Here is a 24,358-nt window from a genome sequence, read left to right on the forward strand (position 1 = left end):
ATTGGCAAGGCGTTGAAAGCAAAGAGCGATGAAGACAGATCCCGACGACATAGAGATCCAGGAGCCTTTCGCGCGGTCCATGGCAACGGCGTCACGCATGTGGAGGCGGCATCTTGACCTTCGGTTTCGCGATCTCGACCTGTCGCAGGCAAGGTGGAACGTGCTGTTCGAGCTTTCGCGGAATGAAGAGGTGACGCAGATCGAACTGGCGCACCGCCTGGGGATCGAGGCCGCGACGCTCGTCCGGCTGCTGGACGGGCTTGAAGGCGCGGGTCTGATCGAACGCCGCCCTTCCGCCACGGACAGGCGGGCCAAGACGCTTCACCTGACAGAGGTTGCGTGCCCTCTCATTGTCAGGATGAAAAAGATTTCAGCGACCAGCCGGGCAGAAATCCTCGAAGGCATTTCCCTGGAGGACCTGCGCATTGCAACGAAAGTTCTAAGCGGCATCGCGGCCAGACTGGAGGTTTTGAACAATGGTCAAAATGGATGACATAAAGTCGGGTACAGCCATTTCCGACAAGGCTGCGGCGGACAAACAGGTGCCGCCCCCTCCCCCCAGGCGCAGCCGGACGCGATGGGCCAGACTGATCGTGATCGGCGGCGTGCTTGCCGTTGCCGTCTGGCTGGCCGCCCCGTGGCTGGCTGCGCGATTCACGCAGGTACACATCGACGACGCGCGAATCGCGGCCAATGTGGTCACCGTATCCAGCGAGGTCGCTGGGCGGGTCACGGCGATTCCGGTGCTCGTGGGCGACGCTGTCGAAAAAGACGATCTTGTCGCCGCAATCGACCGCACATCTGCGCAGCCGCAGCTTGATGCAGTCCTGTCGAGACTTTCGGCAACCGATGCGCAGTTGGCGGAGCTTCGGGCACGCAAGGTGCTGCTTGAAAAGCAACTCTCCGCGCGGCGCGACGCGGCCCTGGCCAGCATAGCTGCCGCGGAAGCGAACCACGCGGCATCCCTCGCGGTATTGACGAATGCACAGACCCGTCACGAGAGGGCAATCAAGCTTGCTGCGCAGAAAATCATGTCGCAGCAAACTCTGGACGAGGCCAAGGCAGCGCTCGACACCGCAGCACAGCAGGAACGTGCCGCGTTCGCGGCGATCGAAAGCGCGCAGGCGAGTCTGGCCATTGTCGAGGCCGACGGAGAGCAGATGAATGTGCTGGAGTCGCAGATTGCGTCCGTTCTTGCCGGTCGCGCGGGCACCGAGGCCGACCGCAGCCTGAAAGAGATCGACCTCGCGCACCGCACGATCACGGCCCAGTTCGACGGCATCGTTGACGGGACCTTTGTCGATGTCGGCGAATATGTGACTCCGGGCACGCGCATTGCAATGTATCACGCGCCGGATGACGTCTGGATCGACGCCAACGTCAAGGAAACCGATTATGGCCGGATCCATGTGGGATCGAAGGCGGGCGTCACGGTCGACGCTTTTCCGGGCCGCACCTTCGAGGGCAAGGTGATCGGCATGGGCGGGGCGGCGACAAGCCAGCTTGCGCTTCTGCCCAGCCCGAACCCCTCGGGCAATTTCACCAAAGTGACCCAGCGCCTGCCGATCCGTGTGTCGATCGCGGCTGCCGACACCGAACTCAGGCCCGGCATGATGGTCGAGGTTTATGTCGATGTCACAGATTGACCGGTATTTCGAGCGTTACGGCCCTTCCTACAAATGGTTGGCAACCGGCACGATCATGATCGCGACCATCTCGGTCGTGTTGTCCACGACGATCGTGAACGTCGCCATCCCGGCGGTCATGGGGGCATTCGGCATCAGCGCGGTGCAAGCACAATGGATCTCGACCGGCTTTCTGGCAGCCATGACCGCAACGATGCTGCTGGCCGACTGGGCCAACCGCGCCTTCGGCATGCGGCTGACGATGACAGCCGCGATGGGCGTGTTCCTTGGGGGGTCGGTCCTTGGGGGGCTCGCGCCGAACGAGACCGTGCTGACGCTGGCCCGCGTGGTGCAAGGGGCGGCGGCGGGTGTCGTGCAGCCATTGGCCATGATCATGCTGTTCAAGGTCTTTCCGCCCGACAAACGCGGCGCCGCCATGGGGATCTATGGCGTCGGCGTTGTGCTGGCTCCGGCTTTGGGCCCATGGATCGGCGGGGTGCTTATGGATGCCTTCGACTGGCGCTTCGTCTTCTACCTGGGCCTGCCTTTTGCCGGTCTTGCCATTCTGCTGGCGAACCTTTTCCTGCCCGGCCGCGAAGAAAGCGGTCCGATTCCGGGCTTCGACTTTGTCGGGGTGGCGATCCTGTCGGCTTTTCTTGCGGTGCTGCTCAGCACGCTGACGAACGCGCAGCGGCTTGGATGGGAGTCCAACGCCATCCTGTCGGGCTTCGTGATTTCCGCCGCTTCGGCCATCGGCTTCATCGCCTGGGAGATGCACACCGCCAAACCCATGCTCGACATGCGGCTTTTCAGGAATTTCGCGTTCTCCTCGGCCTCGGTCATTGCCTTCATCATGGGGGCGGGGCTGTTCGGCTCTACCTATCTGCTTCCGGTCTTCGTGCAGCAGATCCAGGGTATGACGCCCACGCAGGCGGGCCTTCTTCTGATGCCGTCGGGCTTTGCGATGCTGCTGGTCTTTCCCATTGCCGGGCGATTGTCCGACAAGGTGCCCGCCCCGATCATGATCGGCGTCGGCATGGCGGTCTTTGCCGGGTCTTCCTGGCTTATGACATCGGTAAATGTCCACACGGCCTTCTGGACGCTGGCATGGTGGACGATCCTGTCACGCGTGGGATTGGGGCTTGTGTTTCCGGCCATTTCGTCGGGCGCGCTCAAGGTTCTGCCGCCCCAGCTTCTTGGCCAGGGTTCGGGCGCTTCGAACTTCATTCGGCAACTTGGAGGGGCCTTCGGGGTCAACCTTCTGACCGTGTTCATCGAGCGGCGCACCATCATGCACGCGGATGCCTTTGCCGCGACCCAGACCAGCGACAACGCCACGACGATGGAACTCTTGAGCAAAGTTGCCGGCCTGCTGCACGCCTCGGGGCTGCCGGACTCTCAGCTCATGCCCGCCGCGGCATCGTTCCTGAGCCAGACAGTGATAATCCAGTCCTCGAACGCCGCCTTTCAGGACGGCTTTCTTGTGGTATGCGGTATATTCCTGCTCGCGCTGGTCCCGACCTGGTTCATGTGGCGCGCGCCATCCTCGGGCACATAGGGCGAATTTCAAGCCGAACCGCGGCGCCGCTCTTGCCGGGTGGCGTCGGATCGGTGCGGCACAAGGGACGCGGCTGTTGCCCTTGCGCAAATTGCTTCTCAGCCTCCTGACACCACCTTCATGACATTTGCGGCGTCGACCACAAATGCGCCCGATGCGCGACCATGCGGAGGAAACGGTGCTGGGCCGCTTTATCCTCGTCCGGCTGAACCAGATCCTGCAATCCGACATGGGCGCTGGCGTGGATTATCCGCTTTATTCCACAATCATGATAAAAGCGGTTGAGCATATCGATTGTTTTGTCCTCCGGCGTGCGCATCAGCATCATCGCATGCGTCTGCACTGCCATTCCACCCGCCGTCGGACGCCAGCGTTGAGCGGTTCCGGCGAATTTCCGGCCCATCACGGTAATATTGTAGCGTCCGTCGCAAAAGGCACCGGACACGGATCCATTGCAAGAGCTTATGCCTGCGTTGGAAAGGGCGTCGCAGATCGGCGCCGTCAGTCGTTTGTATGCGTCCTCAAGTGTGGATGACGCGTCCGGCGGCCCACGGAACATCAGCGTCAGATTGACGATGCCTGGCCCCTGCGGCACCAGATCGCCGCCGGTGGCCCGCAAATGAACCGGCCAACCGGCGTCGGTGGCCTGCGCGCATGCGCGCGCGAAACCCGGAAGCCTGGCCATCCCGGCAGGCGCAACCAGGGCGGGTTCGCAGCTCCAAAGCTGGGTGATGGCGGCGCGGTGTCCGGCGGCAATGCCGGTCAGGCACGTTGCCTCCCATGCCAGAGCATCGGCAATTGCCAGTTCCCGCACCGCGCCCGGCGCCCCGGTAGTGGCGATCATGTGATCTGCCCGATGACATCCCCCTTGCGCACGATGTCATCGGCCTGTTTGTCGATTTTCAAGACGCCATCGGCTGGCGCTGTCACCTCGAACTGTGACTTCTCGACCATGATCTCGGCGATCAGCGCGCCCTTGCGCACGGTCGCGCCGTCACTTGCCAGCCAGTTGGTGATGACGGCTTCCATGTCGTCATCCTGCCACAGATCCTGCGGCACCTTCACTTCTGTTGCCATGAGTTCACTCCTTTGCTCAGCCGTGGTCTGCTACATTTTGCGATAAGCGGCGATGATCTTGTCGGGGTTGGGCAGGCAGAACTGTTCCATGTGCTTCGCGTAAGGGATCGGCACATCCGGAAAGGTGACACGCGCCGGCGATGCCTTCAGCTTCGAGACGTCGTGCTCGGTCACGGTGGCGATGATCTCGCCCGAGACGCCGTAGCTGTGGTAATCCTCGTCGATCACGATCAAACGGCCGGTCTTGGCGACCGAATTGATCACCGTCTCTCGATCCAGCGGGACCAGGGAAACCAGGTCGATAACCTCGGCGTTGACACCCTCTTCAGCCAGCTTGTCGGCAGCTTTCAGCGCGTTATGCACCCCCATGGCCAAGCCGACCAGCGTCACATCGGAGCCCGCGCGCACCACTTTGGCCTTGCCGATTTCGACGGTGTAGCCCTCTTGCGGCGTGTTGAGCGTCGCGCCCGGTTCGGTGCCCAACCAGCCCATACCCTGCAACTGCTTGTGATACATGTAGACCACCGGGTTGTCGTCGCGGATCGCCGCGGTCATCAACCCTTTGGCGTCATAGGCGTTAGAGGGTGAAACGACCTTCATGCCCGGCAGATGGGCGAAGGTCCCGTAGAGGCATTGCGAGTGCTGACCCGCATCCGAGTACCCGCCTCCGGTCGAGGTCATCAGAACCATCGGAACCGACGCGTTGCCACCCGAGAAATACGCGTTCTTGGCCATCTGGTTATAAATCGCATCAAAGCAGACGCCGAAGAAATCGACGAACATCAATTCCACGACGGGCCGCATCCCATCCATCGCCGCGCCCACCGCAGCACTGATGAAGCCGGTTTCGGAAATCGGAGTATCGCGCACGCGTTCCTTTCCGAATTTCTCGAACAGGCCCCGGGTGTTTCCAAAGATGCCGCCGAAACCGGCGATATCCTCGCCCATCACGAAGACGCGCGGATCGCGTTGCATCTCTTGCTGCATCGCCTCAGCCATCGCGCGCGCGATCGTCAGCCGGCGTTCGTTGGTCGGTTGGTCAAGCATGGGTTGAATCCTTTCGTACCACACGTCGGTGGAGGTCTGAAATCTAGACGAAAACGGCGGTCAGCGCATCGGATTCCGGCGCATAGTCGCTTTCGCGGGCAAATGTGATTGCGTCCGCCACCAAGCTGTCGGCGCGCTGTTCGATCTCGTCAAGTTCCGTGGCGGTGCAACCCTCGGCAAGCAGGCGCTCGCGCATTTTGGGGATCGGATCCTTGGCAAACAGCGCGTCCTTCTCGCCCTTGGGGCGATACTGCTCGGCGTCGCCCATGAAGTGGCCCGCCAGCCGGTAGGTTTCCGCCTCGATCAGCGTCGGCCCCTCGCCTTTGCGTGCGCGCGCAATCGCCTCACCCGCGACATCGAAGATCGCATGAGGGTCGTTGCCGGGAACGTAGTGCCCCGGCATACCATAGCCCGCTGCGCGCACGTCATTGCGGATCACGGCCGTAGCCTCGGCCTTGGGAACCGAAATACCCCAGGAGTTATCCTCGATCACGAAGACGACCGGAAGCTTCCAGGTCCCGGCAAGATTGAGAGCTTCGTGAAATGCGCCCTGGTTTGCGGCACCCTCGCCCAGGAATGCGACCGCGACTCCCGGTTTGCTCTGAATCGTGCGCGACAGCGCAGCCCCGCAAGCAGGGCCGCAGCTTTCACCGATGATGCCCGAGCATGAAAAATTCACCGCCGGGTCGATCAGATGCATGTGGCCGCCCCGCCCGCCAGACAGGCCGGTCGATTTGCCAAAAATCTCGGCGGCCATCCTTTTCAGGTCAACGCCCTTGGCGATCGCCTGGTGGTGAGGGCGGTGGGTCGCGGTCACGATATCGTCTGCATTTAGATGCGCGCAAACGCCCACGGCGACCGGCTCTTGCCCGTTCGACAGGTGCATCTCACCGGGGATCGGCCCGTTCGCCATGTTGAACGCGGGCGTCTTGCCTTCGAGATAAGCCTTCTCGATCGCTTCTTCAAAGCGTCGGCTGACCACCATGTTTTCGTACATCCACAGTGACTGTTCTTTCGTCGGCTGCATGGCAGTCCTCCCTGTTGTTCGGTTCGCGTGCGGGCGCACAAGCCACTTAACACTATGCCACCGCTCGACTTTCACATTGACGCAGATCAACGAGCTGCCAGTCAGGTCGCCCATTCCAGGCCGCGCTGTGCCAGGGCGAATTGTGCCCGCACGAATTTGCGAGCCCGGCGGGATCGCGCGGGCCCCTTGCCCAGCTGGCGCTTTACGGCGCGGGGGCGATCACCGCCCCCTGCCCCGGCCTGACGATGCCGAATCCCCAGGTCACTGACTGCTTGCGGATGTAGACAAGATTCCAAATTGGGTCGCCACGTCGTCCGCACCCAAGGATAACCTTGCAAATCTGCCATGCAATGGAGTATTTGCAAGGTATGTACACACGCCAGTCTAATCAGATTGTAGAGTCAGCCCTGAAAAGCCAGGCGGCCGTTGTCCTTCTCGGGCCCAGACAGGTCGGGAAAACCACGCTTGCTCTCGACATCGCCTCGGAGCGGGCATCGGTGTACCTTGATCTGGAGCGTGATGCGGACAGGCAGATCCTGATCGAGCCGGATCTTTATCTGGATGAACAGGCGGGCAAGCTGGTCATCCTAGATGAGGTCCAGCAGATGCCCGGACTCTTCAAAAGCCTGCGCGGGCAGATTGACCGCCGCAGGCGGGCCGGGTTTCGGACGGGACAGTTTCTTCTGCTTGGCTCGGCTTCGAACGTTCTTCTGCAACAGTCGGCGGAATCCCTGGCCGGCCGTGTCAGGTATATCGAAATGCCCCCTCTGCAGCTCGCAGAGGTAGGGGCGGATCGGTCGAACACGCTCTGGCTGCGCGGGGGATTTCCCGACAGTTTCCTGGCCGGGAGCGATCAGGCCAGCATGGCCTGGCGTCTGGACTTTTTGCGCACCTACCTGGAGCGGGACATCCCTGCCCTCGGGCCGCGCATTCCGGCCGCGACCCTGCGGCGTTTCTGGACCATGCTGGCGCATGTCCAGGGTGGCCTGCTGAATGCCGCCGCCCTTGCCGAAGGTCTCGGGGTTTCCGGCCAGACGGTTGGGCGTTACCTCGACCTGCTCGTCGATCTCATGCTGGTACGGCGGCTGCAGCCCTGGCACGAGAATGTCGGCAAGCGTCTGGTGAAATCGCCAAAAGTCTATGTGAGGGACAGCGGAATCGTGCATGCCCTGCTGGGCATCGAAAACACCGAAGGGCTTCTTGGGCATCCGGTGGTCGGGGGCAGTTGGGAAGGTTACTGTATCGAGGCCCTTCTTGCCGCTGCGCCAACCGGCACGGAGCCTTTTTTTTATCGCACCTCGGCAGGCGCAGAGCTTGACCTCGTCCTACGCCTGCCCGGAAGCGACATCTGGGCGATCGAAATCAAACGCACGACCGCGCCAAAGGTCTCGCGCGGGTTCCACACGGGCGCGGACGACATCAAGGCCGACCAAAAGCTACTGATCTACGCCGGAGAGCGTGACGTTCCGGTGGCTGACGGAATTCGTGCAACGCCTCTCGAACACGGGGTCCGGCTGCTGAGAGCACTCTAGAGCCCCGACTCACACGTCCGGGGCCAGATGCGCAGTAAGGCGAGATGTAGGGATGCGAGAACATTGTCGTCGCTCCGGTCATAAGCGCGGTCCGCGGGGTGTCGTTCGCGCCGCGCACCGACGAGCAGGTCCGCCGCCGAGCGACTGTCGTGAGCCTGGCCTTCGGTCAGTCTCAACAAGATCGGACGGCCGATCGCATCCACCAGCGCGTGGCTTTTGGTGATCACGCCAGCGGATCGGCCCCCATTATCCGGACGCTGGCCCGATGCTGATGACCCGCGATGGATCAGCAACCACTCAAAATCCGTCAAATCAAACGGGTCCATGCCCAGATGCTGCTGCATTCATGCTGGATCACAACTCGCCTTTTTTGAGACACCAGGTAATGGGTATGCGACCTAGCGCGGCGCTGGCTCATGTCTCCGCGCCCTTGTATAAGACGTGCGTGACGCGATCAGCGTCAACGGTAGCTCTTCGGCGGGATCTGCCAGTTCGCGCGTGACGGATGCTCGCGGCCTGCGGTTCGGGCCCAAGCGACCCTTTGTTTCAGTGGGACGCGGCCGGAAGCTCAGCCGGGCTCAATGGCCTCGCAGCTCTGGGCATCTTCGCAAGGGTGTTGTCGTGGTCAGTCGCAAGACGGTGTCCGAGAACCCTGCGAGATCTCCCTCGCCAGTCCACCGCCCTTATTCGCGCCGCTGCGTTTCTTCGAATGTGATACGCTGCATCACGTGCCGGCCGTCGCGCCGTCATTCCGTTCACTCAGGCTATCGCCGATCCCGCCAGAGCTGCGCGGCGCAAGTCGATTCGTCCTTGCAGGCGTTCATCATCCAGGGTGCGAAAGACGCAGCGCAAGCATGCTAGGCGCGTTGGCTTCCGACAGAGCGGCTGACTGGAACCCCAATCTTGAACGCGTTCAAGATTGGGCCTTTTGGAACAATGGGCCTTCAAAATACGCGCCTGAGAAACATAGGCGCGTGGTATCTTTATCTTTCCACCATAACCGTGCTACTATCGAAGCCGAATCGAGTCGAACTCGGACCCAACCGAAGTCAGGGCTTAGCAATGAGCGGTAGTCTAGAACAGTTTTTGACAGATCTGTCACGCGGGCTTGAGCGCACGATGGTGGCGGTGAACAAGGAACTCACCTTGCGTCAGCGCATCAAACGCACATGGTCCATGCGCCAGTGCGCGCGCTTCCTGAACGTGAGTATACAGTACCTTACCAAGTTCGCCAATTCGAGCGATGACTTTCCCGCCGGCGAATATGTTGGAAGAGAGCGAGTCTTCACGCTGTCCGAATTGATGCGGATGCGGGCTCTTCTCGCGGCCTCGGCAAAGCGACCCTACGATTATCTGGCCTGGCGCAAACCCGACGCCCCTTTGCCCGTCATCTCGTTTGCCAGCCAGAAAGGCGGCACCGCCAAGAGCCTGAGCGCCGCGCATTTTGCGCAGTATCTCAGTTTGCACTACGGTATGCGGGTTGGTGTCATGGACGCCGACCCGCAAAGCACCATAACGCTCTATTTTGTCGGGGGAGAGGGTCTTCCTCAGATGCCGGATGAAAACACCGCCTCCATGGTGGACTTTGCCGGACTCTTTCAATCAGAAGACGCGCCATACACCGATCACGATGCGCAAACGCTCGACAGCTTCTTTCTCAAGACCTCCTGGCCGGGGCTGCGCCTGTTGCCAGCGCATGGCGAAACATCCGAGGGTGAGATCCAGATTGCACGGCTTGTCCGCGAAGCGCCTGCGGGAAAGAGCTTTTACCGCTACCTGCGCGATGCAATCGACCGATGGAAGGCAGGCCACCCCCCAAAGACGCTGCCCAATGAGCTGGCGGTCGACGGCAAGGTCGATCAGAATCGGCTGGACTCGGCTCTGACCGAAACCCTGGACGTCATCATCATCGACTATCAGCCAGCGCTTACCCTGTTCCAGTTGAACAACGTGATTGCCTCGTCTTCGCTGGTTATTCCGCAAACCATGAAGGGGTTCGACATCGCGACGTTGTCGACCTTCGTGAGCGGGCTGCTCGGGATGCTTCAGCACATCCTGGCCCATGAAAGAATCGAAATCGGATCCGGTGCCAACATGCTGTTGCCGACGATCGTCCAGCGGTCCAATGCGCAGGATCTCAACCACATCGGAAACCTGCTGGAACATTGCCCCACGGAAATCCTGCCGGTGTTCTACCTGCGCTCCGATGCTATCTCGAATGCGTCCGACGTCTATCAGTCCGTATATGAATACGAGCCGGATACGCCGGGAAAGCGCAAGGGGATCAATCGGTTCATCACGAATGCCGATGCCGTCAACGACGCCATAGTGTCGCGGCTCTGGCCTGGCCTTGAACGTGGCTATGCCAATACATGGATGGACGAATTCTATGAGGATGACGGCGAGGGTGACGCATGAAACGCAGTATTCCAAGGTCGCTGGTCAGCAAGGCAACCAATCCCGACACACCCAAGGAGCACGTGGCCGGTTCCGAAGGCAGGACGGAACCGGGTGATGCGGTTTCGACGCCTTTCAAGGGGGCCGGCAGTGCCTGGAAATCAGGGGCGCTTGCGCAGTCGCAAGCCGCCGTGGAGCGCAGCAGATCCGAGCTTTGTTCCGATATCCTTCACGGTCGTCACGAGATCAGCCTGACTCAGGACCAGATCTCTGATCCGATGGGGACCGACCGCCGACAAGACTGGATGTCTCAGGACGCTTTCAGGTCTTTGGTAAGCAGCATTGCCACGAACGGGCAGGACACGCCCATTCTGGTCTGGCCCGAAGATCCGGACTGGACGCCGGATTCGCTGGATCCGACGAATGTCGCCGGCGTTCCATTTGTGATGCTGACGGGGCGTCGCCGACTGGCAGCCGCGTCAGAACTTGGCATTCCCCTTCGTGCGATCCTTGCCCCGCCTGATGCGCGACATGCCGAGAACAGCACGTTCGAGATGTTGTTCCTACGGTTCCGCGAAAATGAGGAACGTGAAAACCTTAGCCCGTTTGAGCGTCTGGTTTCGATTGGCGAAATGTATGAGACGCTGGCGTCTGGCGAAAAAAGGCTGACAGCCGTCGCCTTCGCCAAGAAAATTGGTGTGCATGAAAGCCTGGTCTCACGCGCGCGCGCCGTATTCGCCGCGCAGGAGCAAATCTTGAACGCGTTCAAGAATGTCTACGACATGAGTTTTCGCGATTTGCAGGGGGCGCTGGCGAGCCTGGAGAGCGTGAGCAAACCCAAGGCCAAGCCAAGGGCCAAGCCGCGAAAGCTCACGGTGAAGCGCAAGGTGGGCCACCGAAATCTTTCGGTCACGTCTGTCGATGGAAACTTGTCGATCAAGGTCGCGGGTATGCCGATAGATCAAGAGCGCCTTGAAAAGCTTGGAGATCTGGTCGCGAGCTACTTGAGCGGCGAAACCCCGGACAAGACGACCGGCTGACGACCCAGTTCTCGAAATGGTCATCTGAACGACGAGGCAACGAGTAAAAGGAACGACGCGTGAACTAACGGCAAAAGAAAAGCCCCCAAGCGGTGTGGCCTGAGAGCTGATCTAATGGTTTGGTCGCCTTCAAGATAAGTCTCACAAGGTTCACTGTCAACGAAGAACGCTTCCGAGCGAACGGCATTCTTTTGCCTCCACATAATCGGAGGTGAGATACAGGCATGAAACATACAGGTTGGCGCAAGCCAACGCCGGGTCTTGGGGTTGCTGAGCAGCTTGCCCAGGCCGGCGAACGGGTAGCTGTACCCAAAACACGGGCATTTGTCGCGCTCAAGCGCGTCGGGGCGCATATTGGCCTCAAGGCAGCTGACATGATGCTGCTCGATACGCTGGGGGCATTTACCCAGTCCCAGGACTGGGCGCAGGGACGGCGCCCGATCGTCTGGGCCTCGAACGCCTATCTGATGGAGCAGACGGGGTTCTCGCTATCGGCGCTCAAACGCCACGCACGGCGTCTCGCGGAAATCGGAGTTATTTCCTTCAGGGATAGCCCCAATGGCAAACGGTGGGGACGCAGGGATGCGAATGGGCGCATCGTCGAGGCGTATGGCTTCGACTTGTCGCCGCTTTCGGCCCGTGTCGAAGAGTTCGAGGAACTACAGGCAGAATTGCAAGCCGAGCGTGAACTGTGCCAGCGCATGAAGCGCCAGATCACCGTGGCACGTCGGATGATCCGCGCCCGCATAGAGGCGGCGCTCAGCGATGCGCTGCGCGGCCCATGGATGCAGTTCACCGGCCTCTTCAAAGAGCTTCTGGATCGGCTTCCGCGACGCCGTGAACCTTCTGCGCGGTTGGAACGGCTGCTGACCAGGTTCAAGGAGCTCCAGGAACGGGTCGAGTCCGTCTATCTACAAGCGATAGGTGCAGAAAACTCTGTGGAAAACTGCGGCGATGACGGCCTTCAAGCGGGTCGGAACGCTCCCGAAATGGACCCCAGGGAGGTCATTTCAGGACCCCACATACAATCTACAATTCAACTTCATCCTGTAACTAGTAACTCGCGGGAAACATCCGAAATCCACGGGCCGGCACCTCACACACCACAAAAAAAGCCGACTGCAGAGAAGCTCGACGTCTCGGATGCGAATGACCGCCAGACGAAGGCAACGCTCGACCTGTCGACAATCATGCAAGCCTGTCCTGAATTTGCGTCCTGGGCGCAGAATATGGGTGGGTTCCTAAAGAGCTGGGGCGATCTGCATCGCGTTGCCGGGCAGCTCAGACCGATGATCGGCATCTCCGATCACACCTGGAACGTCGCGCAGGGCCGGATGGGAAAACAGGTGGCCACAGCGGCTTTCGTGCTTGTTTTCGAGAAGCACAGCACGGGTGAAATTGCTTCTCCAGGCGGATATCTGCGCGGCATGGTGGCAAAAGCCGGGGCAGGGGAGCTGCATCTCGAGCGTAGTTTCTATGGTCGACTCAGCGAGCAGGCAGCGTGATGGGGCAGGGGCGACAGATATCGACGGCATTGCACCGTTTCATCCAGAAGCGGCGTCCGCCGGTGGCAAAACTCCGATACCAAAGGGCTCGCGATCAAGCAGGCCTTACGCGCACACATGTGTTTTTGCGACTGCGGCGATTGAGCGCCCGCGGCGACACCGTTCTAATGGCTTGCGGAACCGTTCTCGCAAGGCGGTCTCGAAGCAGTGTGGGAGCTTGCGCAGGCTTTCGTCGCCGCGCCCTGAGCAGTGGTCCGCCGGACTGCGGTGCGCATTGCCGGCTTGAAGGTGCGATACCGCAAAGGAACAAGAAAATGGACAGCCAGCCGCAGCAACCATCACCGCAACAGCCAGCCGAGGGGGACGGCCCGCTTGCCGGCTACAGGGTGCTTGATCTTTCGGTCAACGTGCTGGGCCCGGTGGCGACGCAGATCCTCGGCGACATGGGCGCCGACATTATCAAGATCGAGTCACCCGACGGCGATTACACACGCCAGGTGGGCCCCGCACGCAACCCGAAGATGGGGGCGCTGTTCCTCAACACAAACCGCAACAAGCGTTCGGTCGTGCTTGACCTCAAGAAGCCCGACGCGCGGGTCGCGCTTCTTGATCTCGCGCGTTCGGCGGATGTGCTGGTGCATTCGATGCGCCCCGGCGCCGCCGAACGGCTGGGCGTCGACTACGACGCAATCAGAGCGGTCAATCCCCGCATCATCCACGCCTCGGCTTCGGGCTTCCGACTGGACAGCGAGCGCCGCGACTGGCCCGCTTTCGACGATGTGATCCAGGGCGCCAGCGGTGTCGCCGGGATGATGCACCGGGCCACCGGCGAGCCGCGCTATTTCCCTACGGTGATTGCCGACAAACTATGCGGTTACATCCTGGCATCGTCCATCGCGATGGCCTTCGTCTGGCGCGAGCGTACCGGCCACGGGCAGCAGGTGAACGTGCCAATGATGGATGCGATGGTCAATTTCAACCTGATCGAGAATCTGTGGGGGGCGACGCTTGACCGGCCCGATCTTGGGCTGGGCTACAGCCGGGTGTTCTCACCCCATCGTCGGCCCTATCCGACGCAGGACGGGCACATCTGCGTGATGGCGGCGACGGACAACCAGTGGCTGCGTCTCTTCGATGCCATAGGCCGTCCCGAGCTGCGCGACGACCGGCGATTTGCCACGGCCGAGTGGCGCACCGACCACATTGACGCGCTATACGGGATCCTCGCCGAGGCGATCGCGGGGAATACAACCGCCGCGTGGCGCCGCCAATTCGATGCCGCCGATGTGCCGAACGGGCCGGTCAACAGCTTGGAGGATCTTCTGGTTGATCCCTACCTGGTCCAAACCGGGTATTTCGAGCGCCACGAGCACCCGACAGAGGGCGTCCTCGTGGCGCCGCGGATACCGGTCCAGTTCTCGGACAGCCCCGGGCGGGTGCGCCGTCTGCCACCCCGGCTGGGTGAGCACACGGAAGAGGTGCTTTCCGAAATCCGCCCTCTGCACGGCGGCGCCTGACGGAACCGGACCAGGCCGGCAGCCTCCCTCCATGCCCTCCGGCTTTTCCAAAGCCGAACGGAGCGCCAAAGCGGAACAGTCGAACCGATCCGGATCTGTCAGCCGAATTGTTGACGCCCCGCCAGATAGAGGACTCATTCCCGCCAGGAGAGGCGGCGGGCCCGCGCCCGGCCAGGGCTGGCGTTCTTTCAACTTGTCTTGCGCCACATCCCCCGCGTCACGCACTTCGCGACCGGAACAGGCGGTGCCCGGTTGGCCAGGATCTGGACATCGCCAACCGGACCGGCTTTCATTGCGTTTCCGGCGCTGCCCCTTTTACTGCGCGGTATAGCCGCCATCGACGACCATTTCGGATCCGGTCATGAAAGACGCCTCGTCGGACGCCAGAAACAACACCGCCCGGGCCACTTCTTCCGGCTCCGCCGGGCGCTGCAAGATCGTTGTTCCAAGTATCTCTTTCTGACCGCTTGGGTCGGCCAGAATGTCTTGGGTCATCGCTGTGCGGATCACGCCAGGATGAACCGAATTCACCCGGATGTTGAACTCGGCGTAATCCACCGCCGTCGCCTTGGTAAACAGCCGGACCGCGCCCTTGGTCGCTTGGTATGCCGCTGACGAGGGCGCGCCGACCAGGCCATAGATGGACGAGATATTGACGATTGCTCCGCCGCCGGCGGCTTTCATGTTCTCCAAAACCGCCTTGGTGCCCAAAAAGACGCCCTTGGTATTGATCGCAAAGATCTTGTCCCAGTCGTCTTCGGTCGTGTCCTGAACGGGCTTCATGACAAGGATACCGGCATTGTTGACCAGCACGTTGATGTTGCCGAATGCCTTGTTCCCTTCTGCAATGGCGTTTTGCCAACTCGCGGCGTCAGACACGTCCAGATGCACCGCCGCGGCGCGGCCTCCCGCGTTCTCGATGTCCTTCGCCACGGCGCTCGCGCCCGCATCGTCAACATCGGCGACGATGACCTGCGCACCTTCCGCGGCAAAGATACGCGCCTCGGCGGACCCCATGCCCTTGGCCGCACCGCTGATCAAAGCCGTCTTTCCCTGAAGTCGTTTCATGACGATCACCCTTTCAGATTGCTGTGACGGCAATTTTACAGGATGCGGCGGCCGTTCCTTTTGACAAGGATCAACTTCTGCCTCGTCATATCTCAGAACGACCGTGGCATACCCAGAATATGCTCGCCGACATAGGACAGGATCAGGTTGGTCGAGATCGGGGCCACCTGATACAGCCGGGCCTCGCGGAACTTGCGCTCGACGTCGTATTCGCGCGCGAAGCCAAAGCCACCATGGGTCTGGAGACAGGCATTGCCCGCTTCCCAACTGGCTTCGGCCGCCAGCAGCTTGGCCATATTCGCCTGCGCTCCGCAATCCTGCCCGGCATCGAAACGCCGACAGGCCTCAAAGCGCATCAGGTTCGCGGCCTCGACATTCACATAGGCCTTGGCGATGGGAAACTGCACGCCCTGATTCTGCCCGATGGGACGGTCAAAAACGACACGCTCGCCGGCATAGGCGCGCGCCTTGTCCACGAACCAATAGCCGTCGCCAATACATTCCGCCGCGATCAGCGTCCGTTCGGCGTTCAGCCCGTCGAGGATATGGTAAAAGCCGCGCCCCTCGGTGCCGATCAGGTTCTCGGCCGGGATTTCGAGATTGTCAAAGAACACCTCGTTGGTTTCGTGTCCGGGCATATTGGCGATGGGGCGGACTTCCATGCCATTTCCGATGGCCTCTTTCAGATCGACCATGAAGATCGACAGACCCTGGGATTTCTTTTTGACATCCTTCAGCGGTGTGGTGCGGGCCAGCAGGATCATCAGGTCGGAATGCTGGATACGGCTGATCCAGACCTTCTGACCGTTGATCTCGTACCGATCGCCCTTTTTGACCGCTGTGGTCTTGAGCTTGGTGGTATCGGTTCCGGTGGTCGGTTCGGTCACGGCCATGGATTGCAGGCGCAACGCGCCGCTGGCGATGCCGGGCAGGTATTGCTGCTTTTGCGCGTCCGAGCCGTGCCGCAAAAGCGTGCCCATGTTGTACATCTGCCCGTGGAAGTGACCGGCATTGGCGCCACAGCGATTCGCCTCTTCCATGATGATAGAGGCTTCGGTCAGACCGAGGCCCGAGCCGCCATATTCCTCGGGGATCATCGCCGCCAGCCAGCCCTCGCGGGTCAGCGCGTCGACGAATTCTTCGGGATAGGCGCCATCCTCGCCGAACCTGCGATGATACTCCGGCGGAAATTGCGCGCAGAGTGCACGAAGCGCGTCGCGCAGATCGTTATGGGTGTCGGGTGCCGAAGTCTGCATCGTTCAAGCCGCTCCCGGGCCGGAGGTTTCGAGGATCTCTTCTTCGGCGCGCTGCCACAATTCGAAGGAGATCGGATTTTCGCTTTCCTCAAGGATGTGACCGACCAGCCCGATGGCGCGTGCCATCACGCCGAAACCGCGCACGATCTTCCAGGGGAAACCGAATTCGCAGCAGATCGCACCGATCGCACCTGTGGCATTGATCGGCAGCATCTTGCCGGACTTTTCCTCGGCGACGGTCTGAATTTTCTGGATCAGTTCGATGTATTCGCCGGATTTTCCATTCTCGGCCGCGATCTGGAACAGACGTGGCGCGCGCGGGTCAACCGGCTTGTGCACCGGATGGCCCAGCCCCGGAACGATGGCCTTTTTGGCGCGGAATTTTTCGACAGTCTCCAGCGCGATGGCGTCCAGATCGGCGCCGGTGCCCAGCTTGTCCTCGGGCAGCGCTTCGTAAAGCATCTTCGACGCGCCTTCCATTGATCCGACAAAGACCGTGCCCAGCCCGCACAGCCCCGCCGCGACGGCCGCCTGCAGCGATTCCGGCGCGCCCATATAGGTCATGCGCGCCGCCAGAGCCGAAGGTGTGATGCCGTGTTCGACCAGGGTGATGATGATGGCGTTGAAGACGCGACTTTCCTCGGGCGTGGCCTTGCGGCCCGTCAACTGAAGAAAGGCAAGATCGCCAAGGTTCATGTGCCCCAGAATTTCGTTGGGCAGGTCGAGACCGCGCACGCAGATCTTGTCGGGGGTGCTCCAGCCGATTTTCGAGCTGATCTTTTCCTTGCGCTTTCCCATCAGACCGGATCCCACGAAAAGACATCCGCTGATACTTCAAGCGGTGTGAATTGCGACTTGAGCGCGGGAATGGCGCGCTCGGCGATTTCATCGGCGGTCCAGCCTTCACCCGAATGGACAGAGCGCACCGGGCGGGGCTGGTTGAACAGGAATATCTCGTTCTTGCGTACCGCGAAGATCTGCCCCGAGACGTCCGACGCACGGTCGCTCATCAGGAAACAAGCCATCGGCGCGACTTTGGCCGGCGTCATTTCCTTGATCTTCTCGACGCGGGCCTGCTGTTCCGGCGTGTCGGTCTTGATCGACGAGATCATCCGGCTCCAGGCGAAGGGCGCGATGCAATTGGAACGGACGTTCCAGCGCTTGAGGTCAAGCGCCACCGACTTCGAAAATGCGGCGATGCCCAGCTTGGCGGCGGAGTAATTCGCTTGCGCGAAATTGCCGATCAGCCCCGAGGTCGAGGTCATGTGCACCAGCGCGCCGCCCTCCTGCTCACGGAAATGGTCGGCGGCGGCGCGGCTGGTGTTGAACGCACCGTAAAGATGCACCTTCACCACCGCGTCGAAATCCTCATAGGTCATCTTGTGGAAGAACCCGTCGCGCAGGATGCCGGCGTTGTTCACCACGGCGTCGATGCGGCCGAATTCCTTGACGCCCGCCTCGATCATCGCGCGCGCGGCGTCGGGATCGGTTACGTTGCCGCCATTGGCAACCGCATCGCCGCCAGCGGCCTTGATTTCATCGACTACCTTTTGCGCCGCGGTTTCGGTTTGCCCGGTGCCTTTCAGCGACGCGCCCAGATCGTTGACCACCACGGCGGCGCCTTCGGACGCGGCCATCAGCGCAATATCGCGCCCGATCCCGCCGCCCGCGCCAGTGACCAGAACCACTTTTCCATCAAGTGCCTTCGCCATTTTCGTCGTTCCCCCTCAGCTTGCCTTGCGGTACTTGTCGAGCCCGCCAGTATGCATGACGCGGCCCATAAGCGGCGCGTCGATAATCTCTTCCGCCTTGACCGCGGCTGCGATCAGCTTGTCCAGGTCGATGCCGGTTTCGATGCCAAGTTCATGGCACAGGAAAACCGCATCCTCCGTGCAGACATTGCCGGCGGCGCGCGCGTGGCCGTGGCCCGCGAAAGGACAGCCGCCAAGGCCCGCGACCGAGCTTTCGAACATGTCCACACCCATCGACAGGGCGGCATAGACATTGGCGATGCCAAGCCCGCGCGTGTCGTGAATGTGCATGCCGATGCGTGCATCCGGCGCCATCTCGCGCAGCGCACCGATCATCCGCTTGACCGCCTCCGGATTGCCCCAGCCCATGGTATCGGCGACCACTAGGATCGGCACCGGAATCTGCTCTTCGTCGCAAAGTTGCAGGATAAAGCGGAAATCGTCCAGTATGCGCTCCTGCGGCATGGGGCCTTCGAAGTTGCAGCCAAACGCCGTCATCACATAAGCCGCATCGACAGTGTAGCCTTCTTCCTTGTAAAGACGGACCCAGTCGCGTTGTTTCTCGCGCATTTCGGCAGAGGAGCAATTATTGTTCGACTGCGCAAAGGCTTCGGACGGGTAGAACAACAGGCGCGGGTCGATATCGACCTCATGCGCGGTCAGGGCCTTGCGAAACCCCTTGTCGTTCAGCCACAGCGACGTGTAGTTCACGCCGGGCTTGCGCTTGATACGCTGGAACAACTCGCCGGTATCGGCCATTTGCGGCACATATTTGGGGCTGACGAAACTGCCCACCTGAATGCGTTTCAGACCGGTCTCGCTGAGCATGTCGATCAGCTCGATCCGATCCTCGATCGGATAGATCTTCTTTTCAATCTGAAAGCCCTCGCGCGGGCCTTCTTCACGGAATTCGACGAATTTGGGAAAGTCGCTCATCTCATCACTCCTCGGGTGCTAGGATCTCGGCGATGACCTGGCCGCGATCGACCATGTCCCCATTCGAGACGGATATGTTGCTGGCGATCCCGGCTGCGGCAGCGCGGATCGAGATCTCAAGTTTCATGGATTCCATGATCGCAATCACGTCGCCCTCGGCCACGGTCTGACCCTCGGCCACCTTGATCTCGACGATCATCCCGGTCAGCGGAGAGGCCACCGCACGATCCGCCGCCACATCTCCCCCCGCAAAGTCCAGAGGTGCGGCAGGACGGAAGACCAGACGCCCTTCGGGCGTGTCCATCTCGATCACCCCCGCGTGCAGCCGCGCGTTGATGTGGTGGACCGTGTCGCCCTCGCTCAGGCGCCACCGGCCCGGCTTGATTTCGCGGGCGGTCAATGTCGCCGCATCGCCGGTTTCCGACAGAACGGTGTAGCGGTCCTTGTGCTTGACCGGCCCGACGCGCAACTCTTCGGAGGCTCCGCCGGAATCGGTCAGTGTCACACGCTGTCCGGCTTCGATCGCATCGCCGCCCAGGCCAAGCCGCCAGCCGGTGAAGGTGTCGCGATTGGTCCAGGGGTCGGCACATAAATCACGACGCGACGTGGCTACGAACAGAACGGCGGCGGCGGCCTTCCACAGCTCGGGGCGGGCCAGAGACCCTGCCTGTGTCAGCTCGTCGAGCCTGCCGTCGATCCAGCGGGTATGAACCTGCATCTGTTCGAATTCAGGGTCACGCGCCAACGCCGTCAGAAAGGCACGGTTGGTTTGCACGCCCTCGACCGCGACGTGGTCCAAGGCTGTCGCCAGCCGCGCCAATGCGGTTTCCCGGTCCGGCGCGTGGACGATCAGCTTGGCGATCATGGGATCGTAGAAGGGTGTGACCGCGTCGCCTTCTTCGACACCGCTGTCGATGCGCAAACCATCCGGCAGGCTGAGCGTGGTCAGCGTACCCGTTGACGGCGCGAATTGCATCGCCGGGTCTTCGGCGTAAAGCCGCGCCTCGACCGCGTGGCCGCTGATCGCCAGATCGTCCTGCACCAGGCCAAGGCCCGCGCCTTCGGCAATGCGCAGGTGCAGCGCGACAAGGTCCAGCCCGGTGATCGCCTCGGTGACGGGGTGTTCGACCTGAATGCGCGGGTTCACCTCAAGAAAAAAATACTCCTCGCCGGCAACCAGAAACTCCACCGTGCCGAGGCCGCGATAGTCCAGCGTTTCGCCCAGGCGCACCGCGTCATGCGCGATATCGTCCAGAAGCGTGCGGGGCAGGCCCCAGGCGGGCGCCTCTTCGATGACCTTCTGGTGACGCCGCTGAAGCGTGCAGTCGCGTTCGAACAGGTGCACCACATGCCCCTTGCCGTCGCCAGCGATCTGCACCTCGACATGGCGCGCCTCGGGCAGGAATCTTTCCAGAAGCAATCCTTCGGAGCCGAAGGTGGATTTTGCTTCGCGCAGCGCTCCCTCGATGTCCTCAACCAGGGTGGCCTCGTCGGTCACCAGGCGCTGTCCGCGCCCGCCGCCGCCACCGACCGCCTTGAGAAGGACCGGCAGGCCCATTTCCCGGACCTCCGCTGCGATCTGCCGGGGGTCCGACCGCGCGCCCTCGGCGCCCGAGATCACCGGCACACCGGCGGCCACGGCGGCCTCTTTGGCGCTTGCCTTGTCGCCGAAGCGTTCGAGCGTTTGCGGCGTAGGCCCCATGAAGATCATGCCGGCGGCCTCGACCGCACGGGCGAAATCGGGGTTCTCGGCCAGAAAACCGTAGCCGGGGTGGATCGCATCCGCGCCGACCGACTGCGCGGCGGCAATCACCGCGTCGATCTTCAGATAGCTTTCGGATGCCGGGCCTGCTCCGACGCAGACGGAGTGCCCGATTTCGCGGACATGCAGGGCGTTGGCGTCGGCCTCGGAATGCACGCCGACAGGGGTGATACCGCTGGCCCGCGCGGTGCGCGCGATCCGGCAGGCAATTTCGCCGCGGTTGGCGATGAGAAGCGTTTTGATTTTCATGACTCGCGCCTCACATTCTGAACACGCCGAAATTGGTTTCGACCTTTGGCCTGCGCGAAGTTACGTCCAGCATGAGCGCCATGACATCGCGGGTTTCGCAAGGCTCGATCACGCTGTCGATCCAGAGGTTCGAGGCGAAATTATACGCGCCTTGAAAATCCTCGTATTCCTTGCGGATCGGGGCCTTGAAGGCTTCCTCCTCCTCGGGCGTCCAGCTCTTGCCCTCGCGCGCGTTGATCTGAGCGCGCACCTGCGCCAGCACGCTGGCGGCCTGCTCGGGCCCCATGATGGCAGAGCGGCCCGTAGGCCAGGCGAACGTTGCATCCGGCTGGAACGGGCGGCCCAGCATGGCCAGGTATCCCGCGCCGTAGGAGCCGCCGGTGATGATGGTGAACTTTGGCACCCGGGCCGAAGACATGGCCGTGATCATCTTGGCCCCGGCCTTGGCGATGCCCATCTGCTCGACCTCGCGGCCCACCATGAAGCCGTTCACATCCGCGAGGAACAGCAGTGGAATGTCGCGCTGGACGCAGAGATTGATGAAATGTGTGGCCTTCAGCGCGGCCTCGACGAACAGCACGCCGGTGTTGGCAAGGATGCCGACCTCGTGGCCGTGGATGCGGCCCCAGCCGGTCATGATGGTATCGCCGTAAAGGGGCTTGAATTCGTGGAAGTCGCTGCCGTCCACCAGCCGCGCGACGATCTCGCGGTTGTCGGTCGGCACCTTGGTGTCGCGGCTGACAATGCCGTAGATCTCCTCGACCGGATAGGCTGGCGCGCGCGGCGGTTCGGGGGTCTTGCGGGGCAGGGGCTTTTCGCCCAGATGGCTGACGATTTCGCGCGTGATCGCCAGTGCATGCGCGTCATCCTCGGCCAGGTGATCTGTCACCCCCGAAACGGAAGAATGCATCTTGCCGCCGCCCAGTTCTTCGGCTTCGACTTTTTCGCCGGTCGCCGCGAAGGTCAGCTCTGGCCCGCCAAGATACATGAAGCCCTGGCCGCGCACGATCACCACCTCGTCGCAAAGCGCGGGGATATAGGCACCACCCGCAGTGCACGGGCCCATGACCACGGCGATCTGCGGAACGCCGTCGCCCGACATGCCGATCTGCTGGTGAAAGATCGAACCGAACTGACCCTCATCGGGGAAAATGTTCTCTTGATCCGGCAGGAACGCGCCGCCGGAATCGACCAGCGTGATCACGGGCAAGCGGTTCTTCCAGGCGACTTTCTGGGCGCGGACATGCTTGCGCGAGGTCATGCCGAAATAGGTGCCACCCTTCACGGTGGCGTCATTGGCGATGATCATACACTGACGGCCCTCGATCACGCCGATGCCGGTGATGATCCCTGCGCCCGGCGGCACGCCGTCATATTTGTTCAGCCCGGCAAGTTCACCGAGTTCCAGAAAGGGCGTGCCCGGGTCGATCAGACGCTCGATACGCTCACGCGGCAGGATCTTGCCTTTGGACAAGTGTCTGTCCCGCGCCTTTTCGGGACCACCGACACGTTGTTGCAGGCGAAGCGCATGCAGCTCGACGATCTTTTCGCGATACCGCGCGTCGTTTTCCCGGAAGTCGTCGGACCCGGTGTCGAGAAGGGATTTCATTTTTGTCATGGCAGGTCGGGGTATTCTCTCAGAACGAAGGCGACCTTGGCGGCGCCGGGTTTTTCGAACGTGTCGGGCGCGATCAGACGAACGTCGGCCTTGAAGACAAGAGCGTCGCGCAGACGCTGTTCGATTTTCTTCTTGAGGGCGTCGTCATCCGCCGGATCGCGGTCGGGACCGCGTTCGACGATCACCTTCAGCGCGCCCTGCGTGGTATGGCCTGCGAAATCGGCCACGATGCGCATGACGCCGTTGGTGTCCGGCACCATCTCGGTCACCACGCTGTTGATGGCCGACGGGAACACATTGGCGCCGCGCACGATCAGCATGTCATCGGTCCGGCCGGTGCAGCGGATCTTCGGGCCGGTGCGCCCGCAGGTGCATTCGGTGTCGATGACCTCGATATAGTCGCCCGACCGGAAGCGCACGACCGGGCTGGCCTGCCGCCCGATCGCCGTATAGATCATCTCGCCCTCGGCACCTTTTTCCCAGGGAATGATCCTGCCGCTTTCGGGGTCGAGCAGTTCGGTGATGATGTAGTCCATGTTGACCATATGCATCCCCGACTGTGCATCGCATTCGGCCCAGTAGGTCACGCCCAGATCGGTGCCGCCCAGCATTTCGCAGCATTTCGCACCCCAGGCCGCTTCGATCTTGGCGCGAATTGCCGGGATGCCGCCACCGGGTTCGCCACCGACGACAATTTGCTCGACGCCCAGCTCGGTGGCTTTGCATCCAAGCACCTCCGGCGCCTTATCCGCAAGGTGCAGAACGAAATTCGGGGCGCCCACGATGCAGCGCGGCCGCGTGTCGGCGCAGGCGCGCAGCAGCCGTTCCGCGCCACCGTCGGCGCCCACCGGCACGTCAATTGCGCCCATATACTGCAAACCCTGCATCACCGGGATGCCGCCGACAAAGCCTTTGGCCAGCGAAAACGCATGCAGCGCCATGTCGCCGGGACGCACGCCATTGGCGAAGAAACAGCGCGCCGTCATCTCGTGCCACATTTCGGTATCGGCTTCGGTCAGCGCCACGTAGGACGGGTTGCCGGTTGTGCCGGATGAGGCCTGCATCTGGATGATGTCGGCCATCGGCGCGGCCCGGTGCTTGCCGAAGGGCGGTTCCGCGGCAAGGCTTTCGCGGATTTCGGTCTTGTAGGTAAACGGCAGCTTCTGCAGGTCTTCGATGGTGCGGATATCGTCGAAATCGACACCCGCCTCCGCGAACCTTTCCTGATAGAAGGTCGAGTTCGCCTTGAGATAGGCCATCTGCTCGCGCAGCCGCTCTTCCTGAATGCGGCGCACTTCGTCGAGCGGCGTGCCCTCGATCTCGTGCCAGAAGCGATCGTTCACCTTGTCGGCGGCGTCCTGCCGCCGGAAGCGCATTCCAAATTGCATGTCGT

General features: G+C 61.7%; 21 protein-coding genes. 8 read left to right on the forward strand and 13 right to left on the reverse strand.

The features are described 5' to 3' along the window. Positions 1-28: 28 nt before the first annotated feature. From BLQ77_RS20575 to BLQ77_RS20585, 3 genes are read left to right on the forward strand one after another with little or no spacing between them, the layout of a single operon-like run. On the forward strand, positions 29-493 hold the full coding sequence (locus tag BLQ77_RS20575) for a MarR family transcriptional regulator (protein WP_009504351.1): 465 nt from the start codon (positions 29-31) through the stop codon (positions 491-493). Then, complete coding sequence (locus tag BLQ77_RS20580; RefSeq protein ID WP_242661797.1) at positions 477-1,646, forward strand: HlyD family secretion protein; 1,170 nt, start codon at positions 477-479, stop codon at positions 1,644-1,646. Before BLQ77_RS20575 ends, BLQ77_RS20580 begins: the two co-directional genes overlap by 17 nt. Further along, positions 1,633-3,183: a DHA2 family efflux MFS transporter permease subunit gene (locus BLQ77_RS20585; RefSeq protein WP_034452351.1), complete on the forward strand. Its 1,551-nt coding sequence runs from the start codon at positions 1,633-1,635 to the stop codon at positions 3,181-3,183. The genes BLQ77_RS20580 and BLQ77_RS20585 overlap by 14 nt, the downstream gene beginning before the upstream one ends. 118 nt (positions 3,184-3,301) lie before the next feature. On the opposite strand, the gene BLQ77_RS20590 is transcribed toward BLQ77_RS20585, so the two are convergent. From BLQ77_RS20590 to BLQ77_RS20605, 4 genes are read right to left on the reverse strand one after another with little or no spacing between them, the layout of a single operon-like run. Beyond that, a complete protein-coding gene (locus BLQ77_RS20590) occupies positions 3,302-4,027 on the reverse strand; it encodes a lipoate--protein ligase family protein (protein ID WP_089962641.1) in 726 nt (241 codons plus the stop codon). Then, positions 4,024-4,260 (reverse strand): biotin/lipoyl-containing protein, encoded by a 237-nt coding sequence (locus BLQ77_RS20595; RefSeq protein ID WP_009504357.1) that lies wholly within the window; start codon positions 4,258-4,260, stop codon positions 4,024-4,026. Before BLQ77_RS20595 ends, BLQ77_RS20590 begins: the two co-directional genes overlap by 4 nt. A gap of 30 nt (positions 4,261-4,290) precedes the next feature. Further along, positions 4,291-5,307: an alpha-ketoacid dehydrogenase subunit beta gene (locus tag BLQ77_RS20600; protein ID WP_009504359.1), complete on the reverse strand. Its 1,017-nt coding sequence runs from the start codon at positions 5,305-5,307 to the stop codon at positions 4,291-4,293. 43 nt (positions 5,308-5,350) lie between these two features. Next, the gene (locus tag BLQ77_RS20605) at positions 5,351-6,334 is read right to left on the reverse strand and encodes a thiamine pyrophosphate-dependent dehydrogenase E1 component subunit alpha (RefSeq protein WP_242661798.1); all 984 of its coding nucleotides are present in this window, start codon (positions 6,332-6,334) and stop codon (positions 5,351-5,353) included. A gap of 368 nt (positions 6,335-6,702) precedes the next feature. Between BLQ77_RS20605 and BLQ77_RS20610 the strand changes: the two genes are divergently transcribed. Continuing rightward, the gene (locus BLQ77_RS20610; protein WP_089962718.1) at positions 6,703-7,866 is read left to right on the forward strand and encodes an ATP-binding protein; all 1,164 of its coding nucleotides are present in this window, start codon (positions 6,703-6,705) and stop codon (positions 7,864-7,866) included. Here BLQ77_RS20610 and BLQ77_RS29905 read toward each other — a convergent pair. After that, the gene (locus BLQ77_RS29905) at positions 7,863-8,210 is read right to left on the reverse strand and encodes a hypothetical protein (RefSeq protein WP_089962644.1); all 348 of its coding nucleotides are present in this window, start codon (positions 8,208-8,210) and stop codon (positions 7,863-7,865) included. The two genes, BLQ77_RS20610 and BLQ77_RS29905, sit on opposite strands and share 4 nt — an antisense overlap. 718 nt (positions 8,211-8,928) lie before the next feature. Here BLQ77_RS29905 and BLQ77_RS20620 point away from each other — a divergent pair. From BLQ77_RS20620 to BLQ77_RS20635, 4 genes are all read left to right on the forward strand, one after another. Then, positions 8,929-10,284 carry a ParA family protein gene (locus tag BLQ77_RS20620; RefSeq protein ID WP_190323952.1) on the forward strand — a complete coding sequence of 452 codons (1,356 nt, stop codon included), beginning with the start codon at positions 8,929-8,931 and terminating at the stop codon, positions 10,282-10,284. Further along, entirely contained in the window at positions 10,281-11,303 is a 1,023-nt protein-coding gene (locus BLQ77_RS20625) for a ParB N-terminal domain-containing protein (protein WP_089962646.1), read from the forward strand. Before BLQ77_RS20620 ends, BLQ77_RS20625 begins: the two co-directional genes overlap by 4 nt. Before the next feature lie 224 nt (positions 11,304-11,527). Next, on the forward strand, positions 11,528-12,808 hold the full coding sequence (gene repC, locus BLQ77_RS20630) for a plasmid replication protein RepC (protein WP_089962647.1): 1,281 nt from the start codon (positions 11,528-11,530) through the stop codon (positions 12,806-12,808). A 314-nt stretch (positions 12,809-13,122) separates the two neighbouring features. Beyond that, positions 13,123-14,325, forward strand: a complete 1,203-nt coding sequence (locus BLQ77_RS20635) for a CaiB/BaiF CoA transferase family protein (protein ID WP_009504368.1) — start codon at positions 13,123-13,125, stop codon at positions 14,323-14,325. Between the two features lie 315 nt (positions 14,326-14,640). On the opposite strand, the gene BLQ77_RS20640 is transcribed toward BLQ77_RS20635, so the two are convergent. From BLQ77_RS20640 to BLQ77_RS20675, 8 genes are all read right to left on the reverse strand, one after another. Then, positions 14,641-15,393, reverse strand: a complete 753-nt coding sequence (locus BLQ77_RS20640; RefSeq protein WP_089962649.1) for an SDR family NAD(P)-dependent oxidoreductase — start codon at positions 15,391-15,393, stop codon at positions 14,641-14,643. A 92-nt stretch (positions 15,394-15,485) separates the two neighbouring features. Continuing rightward, on the reverse strand, positions 15,486-16,649 hold the full coding sequence (locus BLQ77_RS20645) for an acyl-CoA dehydrogenase family protein (RefSeq protein WP_009504372.1): 1,164 nt from the start codon (positions 16,647-16,649) through the stop codon (positions 15,486-15,488). Positions 16,650-16,652: 3 nt separating this feature from the next. Further along, entirely contained in the window at positions 16,653-17,447 is a 795-nt protein-coding gene (locus BLQ77_RS20650) for a citryl-CoA lyase (protein WP_034452341.1), read from the reverse strand. After that, on the reverse strand, positions 17,447-18,361 hold the full coding sequence (locus BLQ77_RS20655; RefSeq protein WP_009504375.1) for an SDR family NAD(P)-dependent oxidoreductase: 915 nt from the start codon (positions 18,359-18,361) through the stop codon (positions 17,447-17,449). Before BLQ77_RS20655 ends, BLQ77_RS20650 begins: the two co-directional genes overlap by 1 nt. 15 nt (positions 18,362-18,376) lie before the next feature. Next, on the reverse strand, positions 18,377-19,336 hold the full coding sequence (locus BLQ77_RS20660) for a hydroxymethylglutaryl-CoA lyase (RefSeq protein ID WP_009504377.1): 960 nt from the start codon (positions 19,334-19,336) through the stop codon (positions 18,377-18,379). A 4-nt stretch (positions 19,337-19,340) separates the two neighbouring features. Further along, the gene (locus tag BLQ77_RS20665) at positions 19,341-21,347 is read right to left on the reverse strand and encodes an acetyl/propionyl/methylcrotonyl-CoA carboxylase subunit alpha (protein ID WP_009504378.1); all 2,007 of its coding nucleotides are present in this window, start codon (positions 21,345-21,347) and stop codon (positions 19,341-19,343) included. A gap of 10 nt (positions 21,348-21,357) precedes the next feature. Continuing rightward, positions 21,358-22,965: an acyl-CoA carboxylase subunit beta gene (locus BLQ77_RS20670; RefSeq protein WP_009504379.1), complete on the reverse strand. Its 1,608-nt coding sequence runs from the start codon at positions 22,963-22,965 to the stop codon at positions 21,358-21,360. Further along, the gene (locus BLQ77_RS20675; protein ID WP_009504381.1) at positions 22,962-24,353 is read right to left on the reverse strand and encodes a phenylacetate--CoA ligase family protein; all 1,392 of its coding nucleotides are present in this window, start codon (positions 24,351-24,353) and stop codon (positions 22,962-22,964) included. Before BLQ77_RS20675 ends, BLQ77_RS20670 begins: the two co-directional genes overlap by 4 nt. Positions 24,354-24,358 lie beyond the last annotated feature (5 nt).

It is taken from the genome of Salipiger thiooxidans (assembly GCF_900102075.1).
GTDB lineage: Bacteria > Pseudomonadota > Alphaproteobacteria > Rhodobacterales > Rhodobacteraceae > Salipiger > Salipiger thiooxidans.

Coding starts and splice junctions, on each gene's coding strand:
- BLQ77_RS20575 (WP_009504351.1), top strand. CDS start 29: ATGAAGACAGATCCCGACGACATAGAGATCCAGGAGCCTTTCGCGCGG.
- BLQ77_RS20580 (WP_242661797.1), top strand. CDS start 477: ATGGTCAAAATGGATGACATAAAGTCGGGTACAGCCATTTCCGACAAG.
- BLQ77_RS20585 (WP_034452351.1), top strand. CDS start 1,633: ATGTCACAGATTGACCGGTATTTCGAGCGTTACGGCCCTTCCTACAAA.
- BLQ77_RS20590 (WP_089962641.1), bottom strand. CDS start 4,027: ATGATCGCCACTACCGGGGCGCCGGGCGCGGTGCGGGAACTGGCAATT.
- BLQ77_RS20595 (WP_009504357.1), bottom strand. CDS start 4,260: ATGGCAACAGAAGTGAAGGTGCCGCAGGATCTGTGGCAGGATGACGAC.
- BLQ77_RS20600 (WP_009504359.1), bottom strand. CDS start 5,307: ATGCTTGACCAACCGACCAACGAACGCCGGCTGACGATCGCGCGCGCG.
- BLQ77_RS20605 (WP_242661798.1), bottom strand. CDS start 6,334: ATGCAGCCGACGAAAGAACAGTCACTGTGGATGTACGAAAACATGGTG.
- BLQ77_RS20610 (WP_089962718.1), top strand. CDS start 6,703: ATGTACACACGCCAGTCTAATCAGATTGTAGAGTCAGCCCTGAAAAGC.
- BLQ77_RS29905 (WP_089962644.1), bottom strand. CDS start 8,210: ATGCAGCAGCATCTGGGCATGGACCCGTTTGATTTGACGGATTTTGAG.
- BLQ77_RS20620 (WP_190323952.1), top strand. CDS start 8,929: ATGAGCGGTAGTCTAGAACAGTTTTTGACAGATCTGTCACGCGGGCTT.
- BLQ77_RS20625 (WP_089962646.1), top strand. CDS start 10,281: ATGAAACGCAGTATTCCAAGGTCGCTGGTCAGCAAGGCAACCAATCCC.
- repC (WP_089962647.1), top strand. CDS start 11,528: ATGAAACATACAGGTTGGCGCAAGCCAACGCCGGGTCTTGGGGTTGCT.
- BLQ77_RS20635 (WP_009504368.1), top strand. CDS start 13,123: ATGGACAGCCAGCCGCAGCAACCATCACCGCAACAGCCAGCCGAGGGG.
- BLQ77_RS20640 (WP_089962649.1), bottom strand. CDS start 15,393: ATGAAACGACTTCAGGGAAAGACGGCTTTGATCAGCGGTGCGGCCAAG.
- BLQ77_RS20645 (WP_009504372.1), bottom strand. CDS start 16,649: ATGCAGACTTCGGCACCCGACACCCATAACGATCTGCGCGACGCGCTT.
- BLQ77_RS20650 (WP_034452341.1), bottom strand. CDS start 17,447: ATGGGAAAGCGCAAGGAAAAGATCAGCTCGAAAATCGGCTGGAGCACC.
- BLQ77_RS20655 (WP_009504375.1), bottom strand. CDS start 18,361: ATGGCGAAGGCACTTGATGGAAAAGTGGTTCTGGTCACTGGCGCGGGC.
- BLQ77_RS20660 (WP_009504377.1), bottom strand. CDS start 19,336: ATGAGCGACTTTCCCAAATTCGTCGAATTCCGTGAAGAAGGCCCGCGC.
- BLQ77_RS20665 (WP_009504378.1), bottom strand. CDS start 21,347: ATGAAAATCAAAACGCTTCTCATCGCCAACCGCGGCGAAATTGCCTGC.
- BLQ77_RS20670 (WP_009504379.1), bottom strand. CDS start 22,965: ATGACAAAAATGAAATCCCTTCTCGACACCGGGTCCGACGACTTCCGG.
- BLQ77_RS20675 (WP_009504381.1), bottom strand. CDS start 24,353: ATGCAATTTGGAATGCGCTTCCGGCGGCAGGACGCCGCCGACAAGGTG.